The sequence below is a fragment of the Blautia parvula genome, assembly GCF_020215665.1.
GTDB lineage: Bacteria > Bacillota > Clostridia > Lachnospirales > Lachnospiraceae > Blautia > Blautia celeris.
In genome coordinates this window covers 5,475,001-5,487,500 of record NZ_CP084061.1, presented here as the reverse complement: position 1 = coordinate 5,487,500, position 12,500 = coordinate 5,475,001, and the positions used below count along the sequence as shown (strand labels likewise).

Below are 12,500 nucleotides of genomic sequence, written 5' to 3'. Positions count from 1 at the left end.
GCGTTTTTTCAAATTTACATATAGCATCAAAAACTTTTTCTTAAGTTATCTGTAAGAAAAGAACAAACAGCAAAAAAATCCATATGATTACCCACTAAAGCCAATGTTCTCCTCCGCATTATCTGTAAAATGAACAGATAATATGGACTAGCACTTCCGGATTACATAATAAAACACAAGAAAGCTTTCAAATTATCTGTAAAGCATGAAGAAATCACAGTCACACCGCCTTATATTACATATAAAATTTGGCGTTTTCCTCCCTTCTATCCGCAAAGCATGTGGAACCATTGCTAAGTTTCCCATGGGTATATAGGAAATACAGCTGTACCCACTGCCCCGCCGAACACCGAAACATATCTAAAATCCACTTGAAACCGCAATAATCTGCAAGAAAAATGTTATAATACTAACTATAATAAAGAGGAAATACTGCACAGAGGTATTAAAATGAATCATTCTATGGGAAAAATAATATTAGATAAACAATTGAATATAGAAGTATTGACACTTGCAGGAGAAGTAGAGAAACTGCCCAATCATTTTCATGATTATTATGAGTTGGGCTATATAGCCAGCGGAAGCAGACGTGTGATATGCCAGTCCAAAGAATATATTGTGGAAAAGAACGACTTACTTCTTTTTAATCCAAATGATAATCACGCTTGTCTGGAATTGAAAAAGGAACTTTTGGATTTCAGATGTGTTCACATTACCGCTGCGCGTATGCAGGAGTTGATGGTGGAGTGTCTTGGATTTGATGTTTGTCCGTATTTTGAGCCGCAGGTCATCTGCCAAAGTGATCTGGCTGCGCAGATGGAGGAACTCATCGGTTTGATCACAGACGGATCGTGTGACATTCTCCAGAAAGAGGAGCTGCTTTACCTGATCCTTGGTGACTTGGTTTCTGATTTTTCCAAACCGCTGCCAAAGGAACATGCCGATGCCTCCTGTATCACTGCCCGTGTCTGCGATTATATGGAATGCAATTATATGCATACGATCACCTTACAGGATCTAAGTCGTCTTTCCGGGCTCAGCAAATATCATTTTCTGCGGATGTTCACCCGGGAAAAAGGCATATCCCCCTATCGCTTTATTGAATGTCTCAGAATGACAGAAGCGAAAAAAATGCTGAGAGAAGGAAAGGATTTGGCTGATATCACTTATCAACTGGGGTTTAGCAGTCAAAGCCATTTTACTAACTTTTTCAAAAAGTACGCCAGAATCACCCCGAAACAGTACAGCAGATTATATAACAACTAACAGAAAGGAAAACTTATCATGAAGCACACTTGTATCGTCATCTCAGTGGCAGATATCCATGCAGCCAGAAGGTTCTATGAAGATTTATTCGGTTTGGAATTATATCAGGATTACGGCAGAAACATTTCGTTTACCTGCGGTTTGGCACTGCAGGAAGATTTTGACTGGCTTGTCAATCTGCCAAAAGAAAGCATAGGAAAAAAGTCCAATAATATGGAGATTTGCTTTGAGGAGCAGGACTTTGACGGATTCTTAGACAAGCTGAGGCAGTATCCCCATATTGAATATTTAAGTGAAGTCATGGAACACGACTGGGGACAGCGTGTTGTTCGATTTTATGATCCGGACGGACATATGATCGAAGTGGGAGAGGATATGAAAATGGTCATAAACCGATTTCTCACATCCGGAATGAGCATGGATGAAGTTTCAGTAAAAATGGGGGCGTCCATTGAGGATTTAAATAAACTTCTGGAGCATTAAACAGGGGATCTGAACGCAACCCAAATCTTCAGCTCCCCATGTTCAAAGGCCGCTCCCATACGGCCTCCCATCTCCTCTGTCAGCAGTCTGGCAATGGACAGGCCAAGCCCCGTAGCATTTTTTCCACTCTCCACAGTGTAATAACGGTCAAATAGCTTCTCTGCCAATACTTCATTCATTTCCGCCGCGTGATTGCAGAACACTGCCTTTCCATCTTCCATCAGAATAATCCTCAGGTCCCCGTCACTGTACTTCAGTGCATTCCCGATTATATTTTCCAGGACACGGGAAAGAGCCGCTTTATTCAGCAGCCGTTCTATCTTCCTCTCCGGTATCCTGATATCCGGTGTGATTCCCTTATCCTTAAACGCACCGTAATAAGCCGCGATACACTCCTCCAGCGCCTGGTTCAGACTCACAACCTCTTTTTCTTCATATTGATGAACAGACATTACCAGAGAATACCGGAACAATTCTTCTGTAAGCTGTTTTAGTCTGTCGATTCTCTCCTGTATGATCCCCAGATATGTCTGCACCTTCTCTGATGTATCTTCCCTTTCCAGCAGTTCCATATATCCGCAGACCGCAGTAAGCGGTGTGCGCAGGTCATGGGAAATATTTGTCACTGCCTCCTTAAGCTCCTTATCGCCCTGCAGATAACGGATTTGTTCCTTTCTGAGAAGTTTCATCTGTCTGTCAATCTCAGCCGCAAGCCGGCGCATTTTATGGTCTGAAATGCTGATATCAATCCCTACATTGGTGTCTCTGCCCAGCCTTGCCTCCATTTCTTCGCAGATTTCATCTGCTGCCTTCCGATAACCGGCAATCTTTATCCACAATATAAAATTAAACAGCGCAAGGACTGCGCACAGAACACCAAGCAGACAGACCATATCTTTTTCCTCTATTTCAAATCTTTTCTCTTAAAACAAAAAACGCCCACAATATTTACCACACCCGTAATAATAAGGGAATAAGCTCCCAAAGTCCATGGATTCCTTACAGACAGCGACGCAATCTGCAGACTCTGCCCTGTAGGCAGCAAATCAAGCACAAATTGATGCGCAGCTCTCTGGGCAGGCTTCAGATACATGGGATTAGGGATTTTTTGTATTGTCTGCGTAGTGGTATCCCCAACCGTCTTTGACATGACAGCACCATCCACAAACTCCTTTTCTCCCAGTTTCATGGCAATATAGAGCGCCAGGATGATTGCCGCAAAAACCCCAATCATACTGATGACTGCCACCAGCGCCTTATTCTGGTTCAGCATGGAGAGCATAGTGAAGACTGCTGTAAAAGCTGCTGTCATAAGCACACTGTTCAGCAGATTCATAAGAACAGCTCCCATACTGCTCTCAAAAAATCCAAACAACGGTATCCCCAGGATTCCTGCCACCAGCATATAGACTGTGTTCATCATGACCCCTGCTGCCGTACATGTTATAAAATTTGACAGATAGATGCTTTTCCTGTCACACCCCGCGATCAGTTTATTACGAATCGTTCCATCACTGTATTCTGTTCCGATATACAGACTGCAGAATGCTGCGATGAGCATCCCAATGACCATATGCGAAGCAAAAAATACACCGTCATAGCTGACTGTCATCTCATATCTCGTCATATTGTTGTACTGGCCTGCACAGTCAGCGATCGCATACAGAGCCATGACCACTATCCCGGTCCAGAAATATTTATCCTTTTTCAGGCGCAGAAAATTTGCATGAAGGAGCTTACGCATGGCTGCCACCCCCTATTAGATTGATATAGTAGCTCTCCAGGCTCTCATCCTTTTCTGTAACCTTATATACGATGCATCCCTGTTCGGCCAGGCTCTGTATAAGCTCTGTGACATTCCAGTCTCCATATACGTCAGCCTCCTGATCAGATGTCACCGCGTATTCTATCTTCTTTTCGTCCATCACACGAATCAGGGACCGCATATCTGATACGGTCAGGTGCATGCATTTTCTACAGGCAGACTCCAGATCACCTGCAGTGATCTCCTTCACGATCCTTCCCTGGTCGATAAATCCATAATGGGTGGCAAGCCTGGACAGTTCATCCAGAATATGGCTGGAAATCAGCACCGTGATCCTGTATTCCCGGTTCAGCTTCAGGATCAGCTCCCGCATCTCCACGATTCCCTGGGGGTCCAGCCCGTTTACCGGTTCATCCAGCACCAGAAAATCAGGATCACCCGCAAGGGCAATGGCAATCCCCAGACGCTGACGCATCCCCAGGGAAAAATTCTTGGCCTTTTTCCTGCCTGTGCCCGAAAGCCCCACCAGTTCCAGCAGTTCTGTGATTCCCTCATAAGTAGGGCGGCCCAGGATCGCATACTGTTCCCGGATATTTTCTTCAGCCGTCATATCGAGATAAATGGATGGATTTTCAACCACCGCTCCCATTCTGCGGCGCATCTGCAGGATATCCCCGGATGTGTACTTTTTTCCGTAAATGGAATACTCCCCGGATGTTGGGCTCTGCAGGCCGCAGATCAGCCGGATCAAAGTGGTCTTTCCCGCTCCGTTTCTTCCGACGAAGCCGTAAATAGCTCCTTTTTCCACATGCATGGTCAGATGGTCCAGTGCTTTAAAATCTTTATATTGTTTTGTTAAGTTTTCTGTACTCAGAACATACTCCATAACAATGCCTCCTTTATTTGATACAGTCATGATAGCACGGCATGGTTAAGAGAGCAGTTAAGCAAACAGTTAAGAAACGGTTAAGATTACATTTCCCGCATTTTAAAACCGATTCCCCACACAGCCTCAATGTAATCCTTATCCTTTATCTCCCTGAGTTTCCGCCGCAGATTGCTTACATGGACCTTCAGGGAGCTTTCCATACAATCCGGCGTATCCTGGCTGATCAGATCCAGCATCCGGGATTTTGTAATAACCTGGGAGGGATTCTGCATCAGCAGCTTCAATATGGCAAATTCCGTCTTTGTCAGACGCACGGACATGCCGTCTGCAGTGACCTGATGGGCGGCGGTATCGAGGCAGAGGCCGTCATACTCAAGCACCGCATCTTTCACCACAGCGGACTGTATTCTAAGCTGTACTGCGATCCGCGCCAGCAGTTCCCTGGTTTCAAAAGGCTTCGTAATATAATCCGCAGCCCCGTCAAGCAGCAGATTCACCTTGTCATCCACTCCCGCTTTTGCGCTCACCACAATGACAGGAAGCCCGTCAAGCTTCGGCAGGACTTCCTCCCCGGATAATCCGGGAAGCATCAGATCCAGCAGAACCAGGTCGGGCTGTTTTTGAGCCAGGAGAAGGAGTGCCTCTGTGCCTGAATAGGCACGCATGACTCCATAACCCTCTTTTTTCAATATTTCTTCCAGCATATCCCCTATGGGAATGTCATCCTCTATGACTGCAATATATTTCATAACAGTACACCTTTCCTCTGACGTTCTGTTCTTTCCCTAAATAGTCAAAAGCCGCTGCTCTACCTTCTCAAATCTGTATTTCTGTTTGATCTCCGGGTACTTTTCCCTGTCCACCTCACTCATGAACATATCGTAGGGACGTGCCCATACGCCAAACGGCCTGTAGAGCGCCTGATAGATCACAAGCGTCTCATCGGTCTCCGAGTGTGTGGCAAATGCCATGATCTGATACAGATAGGTATCGCTGTCAGGATTTACTGTCTCTCTTTTAAAATTCTTCACGATATCCCCCGGTTTAAGCCTTGGTTCCATACGCCTGTCCTCCTATATCAAAATGCCGTCGCAGTGGTCAATCTCATGCTGGATGATCTGGGCTGTCCAGCCTGTATAGCGCTGTTTACATCTCTTAAAATTCACATCCCTGTATTCCACCTCGATTGTCTCATACCGGGTCGTCCTTCTCACTCCTTCCAGGGAAAGGCAGCCCTCCTCTGTTTCATAGGGTTTTGATTTCTTTACGATGACAGGGTTGAGCATGGGAAGATTGACTTCTCCCATTTGGACTGCTATGATCCTTTTCTTAATCCCTATCATATTTGCAGCCATCCCCACACAGCGCTCCCTGTTTGCCTGGAGGGTATCCAGCAAATCCTTCACAATAGCGCCGTCCTCTCTCACCGCCGGCTCTGATTTTTGGCTGAGGAAGAAAGTATCTTTTACGATTGGTTTTATCATTCAGCCTCCCCCATTTCCTTTGCCATTCTCATGTCCTCTTCATTCAGCCGACATCTTTTTTGGGCCTCGTCCCACAATTCCTGTTTATATGCCATCTAATCACTCCCATCGGTTTTTCTGTAATCAAGAGTATAACCGATTCCTGTCCCATATTCAACTGTTACGCATACGGATATCTTCCATTCTGACTAATTACTTATTATATGTATTCCTTTTTCTGGGCTTTTCCCACAATAAAATTTTCCAATTTTCAAAATTCCACAATTTACGCCGGGATTTTTTTTGATTTTTGTTGACACTTTTTCATTGAAATAAGGTATAAATAAATTACCCCCAATACATTATATAGTTTTTGCTACACCCCATAAGAAGAAATACCTTCTCCAAAAAGACCAGCTCCCCCGCTGGTCTTTTTCCATTTCTCAAATATTTCCCGGAAAACATTGATGGTTCCCTGCACGTGAACTGCAGGAGATCAATTCTCCTCCAAAGTACATAATTTGACGTCTCTTTGTCCCACTGCAATATGCAGCTTTTCAGACATGATCACCATTAAGACTAAGATCACTGCCATAAAAACAGGGTACAGCCCGATATTCACATACTGTGCAACAAGCCCGAACAAAGGCGGGACCAGGCAGGTTCCCACATAGGCGGCAGCCATCTGCACGCCAATGACAGACTGGCTTAAATCCGCTCCGAAGTTGGCAGGCGTCTCATGTATAACAGACGGATAAATAGGCGCACATCCGCACCCGATCAGAATCAGCCCCACAAAGAGGACATTCCCTCCAAGGGGAAGGAGAACGCAGAGAATCCCCAGCGCGGCTACCGCCTGTCCAAGACGTATCATATTGCGGTCATTTACCTTCATAGTGATAAAACCGCAGACAAACCGGCCCGCTGTTATCCCCATATAGAATAGACTTGCCCAGCGTGCTGCCCGCTCAGGCGAAATTCCATGGTATAAGGTACAGTAACTGGCTGCCCACATCCCCGCCGTACTTTCCAGTGCACAATAGCAAAAGAAACAGATCAGGACCTCTTTCACCCCTCTAAGCCTCACAAGCTGCGGCAAAGTATAACGGCGGGGCGGCTGACCTTTGTCCATTCCGGCATCTGTTGTTTCGCCGTTTATCTGTCTTTTCTTCATCTTTTTCCAAAGAGGCAGGGAAAAGATCAGGACCGCCGTCAGTGCTACCTGCAGGACAGCAATGGTCTGATATCCGCCGTTCCATTTAAATCCGCCTGCCACAGCCCATCCCATGACCACAGGGCCTATGCTGGCGCCCAGCCCCCACATACAGTGCAGCCAGCTCATATGCCTGGCGGGATAATGCAGGGCTACAAAATTATTCAGCGCTGCATCCACACTTCCCGCTCCGAGTCCGTACGGTACTGCCCAGATGCACAGAAGCCAGAAGGAATTGCTGATGGAAAAACCAAACAGTGCCGCCGCAGTCATTCCCACACTGATCGCCGTAACTTTACCGGCACCAAGCCTGCGGGTGAGAAAATCGCTGGCCAGACTGGAGACAATGGTTCCCGCGGCAATAATCATTGTGATCACTCCTGCCCAGGAAACAGAAGCCCCCAGTTCCCGGTACATACTGGGCCAGGCTGACCCAAGCAGAGAGTCAGGAAGGCCCAGACTGATAAATGCCAGATAGATAATAATCAATAATAATGACGTCATAATGCATCTACTCCTCCTATGTCTTACATTTTATATCTCCGCATATTGTAAATCAAAATGCGGATTGCTTCCATAATGATAACGTATTATACTATAAAAAAAGCGACATACTGAAAAAATTCAGAGGTGTAAAAATGATCAACAATACAGTACGTGTGGATGAAAAAGGCAGAGAACTGCAGAATCACGGGAATTTGGCATTCCCCTGTGCCTGGTACTGCAGCGGTCCTAATCAGGGGGATGTGCCCTGGCACTGGCATGAAGAGATTGAACTGGTATATTTAAGCAAAGGAACCCTGCAGTGTGCAGTGGGTAACAGGCGTTTTCCTCTCCGTAAAGGGGAGGCACTTTTCATTAATACAGGCATTCCTCACGCATTTTTTGAGGAATCGGGCATTCCCTATGAGGAAAGTGACATTGTATTCCATCCCCGCCTGATCTATGGGGATGTGGGGAGCATTTTTTATGAAAAATACATATTGCCCCTCATGCGCTGTCCCTCCATGGCAGGTTTTGCTTTCCGAAAGGACCTGGACTGGCAGAGAGAGGCTGCTCTCTCCATAAAAGAGGCAGTCACGGTATGCAGAACAAAACCTGAATTATACGAGTTTACCGTGAGAGAGGCACTGACAAATGTATTTACGCTTCTCCTCAGACATAACAGCGGGGAACTGCAGCAGACAGAAGCCAGGTCCTCTTTTCTGATGGAACGGGTAAAACGAATGCTGGACTATTTCCACAGCCATTACCAGGAATCCATCAGCGTGGAACAACTTGCAAAACAGGCTAATATATGCAAACGTGAATGCCAGAGGGATTTTAAGAAAGTGCTTGGTCTGACTCCCACCCAGTATTTTGAGCAGTACAGACTTGCCATGTCCCTCCGCCTTCTTACAGAGAGCAGCTGCAGTATCATAGAGATCGCAGATCAATGCGGTTTCCAAAGCCCCAGCTACTTCACCAAATTATTCCGAGAGAAGTACGGTGTCACGCCCACTGCCTTCCGCTCAGGTGCTCCTCTGCTTCATTCCGATCTGAAGTGAGCAGATGACATTTGCCTGCATTGCCCCATATGCTCTACATGATGCTGCAGCTTTCACATTGCATAATGAAACGGCCAAAAATCCTCTTTTTACGTTCTAATCCCACAATGGATTTTCCCTGTTTTCAAAAATCCACAATTTCTTTCTCGATTTTTTTAAAATTTTGTTGACACTTATCTGTTGAAATATAGTATAAATAAATTACCCCCAATACATTATATAGTTTTTGCTACACCCCATAAGAAGAAATACCTTCTCCAAAAAGGACCAGCCCCCCAGCTGGTCCTTTTTATTTTCTTTACAGCAGATAAGAATACGCAGATTTCTTCAGCCATTCAAAAGTATACTCTTCCGGGTTGTTTTTCAGCTTGTATTTCAGAAATTCTTCAAAGGAAAGAAACTCTGGCATCTGGTATGGTGTCTTATCATCTGCCCCGGGTGCGCCATAAACCTTTGCTGCCCAAACTGCCGCCTGGATTTTTTCTTCCGCAGTATTCGGTGAAATATTGTTGAAAAAGAATATGGCAGGCGTGGGACCTGCTTTTGCCTGCAGCACATAGTCCCGGACAAGTGCTGTTATATTGTCAATGGGCTCAAACTCCAGATATGTGGCAGAAATACCTATCTGCAGTGCTGTCATGCGCTCAGTAGCCACGGCTCTTGCATAATCAGCTCCCAGAGAAGCGGCATCCGGGTCTATACACAGAAAACGGCCATTGGACCAGATGATGAAGTCCTCAAAACGTTTCCGCTCATCCCCCTCCAGCATAGCAGTTCCGAAAAAGGCAGTATCCATCAGCCGCATCCCCGGCATATTAAGTTTATCCAGCTCACGCTGCAGATAGGGCCGTATGAACTTTTCTACAATTTGAACATTTACCATAGGTACGGATGCAAAAGCATCCACAAAATCCATCTCGGCAAATCCGGGAATGGCTTCATTCAATGCGCGGAACATGGGTACATGATAATCGTCTACAATACGGCGGAGAAATTCATGGACAAATTCCGGCTCTTCTATGGTCGCCATGATAAGATTCTCAATGCCATACAGATTGCCCGCCAGTGTCCAAGGCGCGGAGAAGATCGGGAAGGTATCCACACCGGTATAATGCTTATACGCTTTGCAGTATTCGATCAGATATGGAAACCGGCCTTGGTCCAGTCCCCCAAACCTGATTTTATCCAGGTCAGCAGCATCCTTGATGAAGTAATCCGACCGGTCAAAATCAGGACAGTGATCCGGGAAAAATTTTATCTTAGCCCCCATGGCCTCTGCCTCAAAATTGTAAACATCCATATTTGCGGTGAGGATATCCAGTTTCAAATAATCCTGTACAAGAAGTGTACATTCCGCCATGGCCTTTGCGTCATCGCGGAACAGATAATCGTAAGGAACTTTGCATAGCTCAGGAATATATTCCGTCACCAGCGCTGTGACAGGTACATTGGCATTCGGCCAGTTAGCAAGATTCTGCAATGTTTGCAATCTTTCCAATAAAAATGTCATTTTAGACTGTGTCATTTCTATACTACCTCCTTTATTAAACCCGGTTACTTGTTAATATTCATTATAAACTTTAGGGCAGTAAAAGAAAAATGATGAAAAAGCACAGTGCTGTGCCGTTTTTTCATCATTTTTAAGGGGTTATAGAATATGCAGTTATGTAGTCAGAAGCCGGATGATCTCACTGATGAGAGGATTCCTGTTATCCGGATTCCAGGCCACGATGAGGCCGGAATCACCTAATCCTTCCAGCTCCACCTTTCTGATATCTGAGGATTCCCAGTCACAGATGAGACCGTCCGCCAGAAGCTGTCCTTTTCCCAGTGAAAGATTATAGCGGATAGAATTTGTGTTGGAGACACTGGCTGATATTAAGGGAGTAAACCCATGTGTCCTGCAGACATTCTCCAGCAGATGATAGTAATGTGGATAAACTGCAGGTGAAAGTGTCAGAAAGGGATATTGTTTAAATTCTGAAAAAGAATGAACCTCCTCATAAAACAGCGGATGGCTTTTATGAATAAAAACCGCGTTTTGCGAATGGAAAATCTCCTTCCATAGAATGTTTTTGTTGTCAAAATAAGAGCTTTCCTGAAGCCAGGTTATGATAAGATCGAAATAATTATCCTCAATCATACCGGTCAGCTCATGCATATCTCTGCGTTCCCATACGATTTTTTCCGAAAGTTCTCTGGATGCCTTCTCCTCCAGCCTGGAAACTGTATAGGACGCTGCTGTCTGCGTTGTATCCAGCAGCCCTATGCGTATGTTGGAGGCATATCCCTCCTGGATCGTGTGGGCCTTTTCCAGACTTTGAAGTATCATTTCCAGAAGCGGCGTCCAGTCACCGGCAAGTTCCCGGGCCGCAGGTGTCGGAATAAGCGTATGGTATTTCCGAACAAAGAGCTGAAGTCCCAGTGTGGATTCCATGGAACTGATAGTTTTGCTGACCATGCTCGGAGTAAAATTATATTCCGCGGCAACACGGCTGTAATTTTTCAGGCGGACGCACTTTAGAAAGATCTGAATCTGCTGCAATGAAAGGTTAAACACATTATTATTATATTTCATACGCTCCCTCCGCTTCAGTCACTGACGTCCTTCACCTATATAAAAATACATATACAAAAAAACTCCATAAACAATTATGTTTACAGAGTTTAAAGCTCCCCCTGTTGGACTCGAACCAACGACACTGCGGTTAACAGCCGCATGCTCTACCGACTGAGCTAAGGAGGAATAGATACAATGATACACCGTACCTTCAAAACCGCATATACAAAACTCAAAAACCTTTTTTCAACTCCGCCGTTTGCATTTTCATGCTCAGGTCAAGCCCTCGACCGATTAGTAGCAGTCAGCTCCATACATTGCTGCACTTCCACCTCTGCCCTATCTACCTCGTCGTCTTCAAGGGGTCTTACTTCTTTAAAGAATGGGATATCTCATCTTGAGGGGGGCTTCACGCTTAGATGCCTTCAGCGTTTATCCCTTCCAGGCTTGGCTACCCTGCCATGCAGTTGGCACTGCAACAGGTACACCAGCGGCCCGTCCATCCCGGTCCTCTCGTACTAAGGACAGCTCCTCTCAAATATCCTACGCCCACGCCGGATAGGGACCGAACTGTCTCACGACGTTCTGAACCCAGCTCGCGTACCGCTTTAATGGGCGAACAGCCCAACCCTTGGGACCTACTACAGCCCCAGGATGCGATGAGCCGACATCGAGGTGCCAAACCACTCCGTCGATGTGAACTCTTGGGAGTGATAAGCCTGTTATCCCCAGGGTAGCTTTTATCCGTTGAGCGATGGCATTCCCACTTAATACCACCGGATCACTAAGCCCTACTTTCGTACCTGCTCCACCCGTCGGTGTCGCAGTCAAGCTCCCTTCTGCCTTTGCACTCTGCGAATGGTTTCCAACCATTCTGAGGGAACCTTTGGGCGCCTCCGATACTCTTTCGGAGGCGACCGCCCCAGTCAAACTCCCCGCCTGGCATTGTCCCACCGCCGGCTAACGGCGGCTGGTTAGAAGCCCAATACTGCAAGGGTGGTATCCCAACATCGGCTCCATGGCAACTGGCGTCACCACTTCTTAGCCTCCCACCTATCCTGTACATGCAATACCGGACCCCAGTACCAAACTGGAGTAAAGCTCCATGGGGTCTTTCCGTCCTGGCGCAGGTAACCAGCATCTTCACTGGTACTTCAATTTCACCGGATGCATTGCCGAGACAGCGCTCAAATCATTACGCCTTTCGTGCGGGTCGGAACTTACCCGACAAGGAATTTCGCTACCTTAGGACCGTTATAGTTACGGCCGCCGTTTACTGGGGCTTAAATTCAATGCTTCGTTTCCTGACATCTC

12 protein-coding genes, 1 tRNA gene and 1 rRNA gene (1 of these 14 running past the window's edge) are annotated in these 12,500 nt (G+C 46.1%); 3 read left to right on the top strand and 11 right to left on the bottom strand.

Translation table 11 applies throughout. The features are described from left to right. The first annotated feature begins 450 nt into the window (after window positions 1-450). Both LC508_RS25005 and LC508_RS25000 read left to right on the top strand, forming a co-directional pair. A complete protein-coding gene (locus tag LC508_RS25005; RefSeq protein ID WP_103732754.1) occupies window positions 451-1,266 on the top strand; it encodes an AraC family transcriptional regulator in 816 nt (271 codons plus the stop codon). Window positions 1,267-1,284: 18 nt separating this feature from the next. Then, on the top strand, window positions 1,285-1,749 hold the full coding sequence (locus LC508_RS25000) for a VOC family protein (RefSeq protein ID WP_033143135.1): 465 nt from the start codon (window positions 1,285-1,287) through the stop codon (window positions 1,747-1,749). On the opposite strand, the gene LC508_RS24995 is transcribed toward LC508_RS25000, so the two are convergent. From LC508_RS24995 to LC508_RS24965, 7 genes are all read right to left on the bottom strand, one after another. Then, a complete protein-coding gene (locus tag LC508_RS24995; RefSeq protein ID WP_054353820.1) occupies window positions 1,746-2,642 on the bottom strand; it encodes a sensor histidine kinase in 897 nt (298 codons plus the stop codon). The two genes, LC508_RS25000 and LC508_RS24995, sit on opposite strands and share 4 nt — an antisense overlap. 11 nt (window positions 2,643-2,653) lie before the next feature. Further along, window positions 2,654-3,493: an ABC transporter permease gene (locus LC508_RS24990; RefSeq protein ID WP_033143137.1), complete on the bottom strand. Its 840-nt coding sequence runs from the start codon at window positions 3,491-3,493 to the stop codon at window positions 2,654-2,656. Next, window positions 3,486-4,400 (bottom strand): ATP-binding cassette domain-containing protein, encoded by a 915-nt coding sequence (locus LC508_RS24985; RefSeq protein WP_054353818.1) that lies wholly within the window; start codon window positions 4,398-4,400, stop codon window positions 3,486-3,488. The genes LC508_RS24990 and LC508_RS24985 overlap by 8 nt, the downstream gene beginning before the upstream one ends. A gap of 86 nt (window positions 4,401-4,486) precedes the next feature. Then, window positions 4,487-5,152 (bottom strand): response regulator transcription factor, encoded by a 666-nt coding sequence (locus LC508_RS24980; protein ID WP_103732755.1) that lies wholly within the window; start codon window positions 5,150-5,152, stop codon window positions 4,487-4,489. A gap of 36 nt (window positions 5,153-5,188) precedes the next feature. Beyond that, the gene (locus tag LC508_RS24975) at window positions 5,189-5,464 is read right to left on the bottom strand and encodes a DUF1653 domain-containing protein (protein WP_033143140.1); all 276 of its coding nucleotides are present in this window, start codon (window positions 5,462-5,464) and stop codon (window positions 5,189-5,191) included. A 12-nt stretch (window positions 5,465-5,476) separates the two neighbouring features. After that, a complete protein-coding gene (locus LC508_RS24970; RefSeq protein ID WP_054353817.1) occupies window positions 5,477-5,887 on the bottom strand; it encodes a peptide deformylase in 411 nt (136 codons plus the stop codon). Between the two features lie 475 nt (window positions 5,888-6,362). Further along, window positions 6,363-7,583 (bottom strand): MFS transporter, encoded by a 1,221-nt coding sequence (locus tag LC508_RS24965; protein WP_103733141.1) that lies wholly within the window; start codon window positions 7,581-7,583, stop codon window positions 6,363-6,365. A gap of 134 nt (window positions 7,584-7,717) precedes the next feature. On the opposite strand from LC508_RS24965, the gene LC508_RS24960 reads away from it, so the two are divergent. Then, window positions 7,718-8,626: an AraC family transcriptional regulator gene (locus tag LC508_RS24960; RefSeq protein ID WP_033143143.1), complete on the top strand. Its 909-nt coding sequence runs from the start codon at window positions 7,718-7,720 to the stop codon at window positions 8,624-8,626. A 298-nt stretch (window positions 8,627-8,924) separates the two neighbouring features. Here the strand turns inward: LC508_RS24960 and LC508_RS24955 are convergent, their stop codons facing one another. The 4 genes from LC508_RS24955 to LC508_RS24940 all read right to left on the bottom strand — a co-directional run. Continuing rightward, window positions 8,925-10,151, bottom strand: a complete 1,227-nt coding sequence (locus tag LC508_RS24955) for a uroporphyrinogen decarboxylase family protein (protein ID WP_103733144.1) — start codon at window positions 10,149-10,151, stop codon at window positions 8,925-8,927. A gap of 138 nt (window positions 10,152-10,289) precedes the next feature. Next, window positions 10,290-11,204, bottom strand: a complete 915-nt coding sequence (locus tag LC508_RS24950; protein ID WP_054353814.1) for a LysR family transcriptional regulator — start codon at window positions 11,202-11,204, stop codon at window positions 10,290-10,292. A gap of 95 nt (window positions 11,205-11,299) precedes the next feature. After that, a tRNA-Asn gene (locus LC508_RS24945) sits at window positions 11,300-11,372 on the bottom strand. 88 nt (window positions 11,373-11,460) lie between these two features. Then, a 23S ribosomal RNA gene (locus tag LC508_RS24940) occupies window positions 11,461-12,500 on the bottom strand (it continues 1,845 nt past the right edge of the window).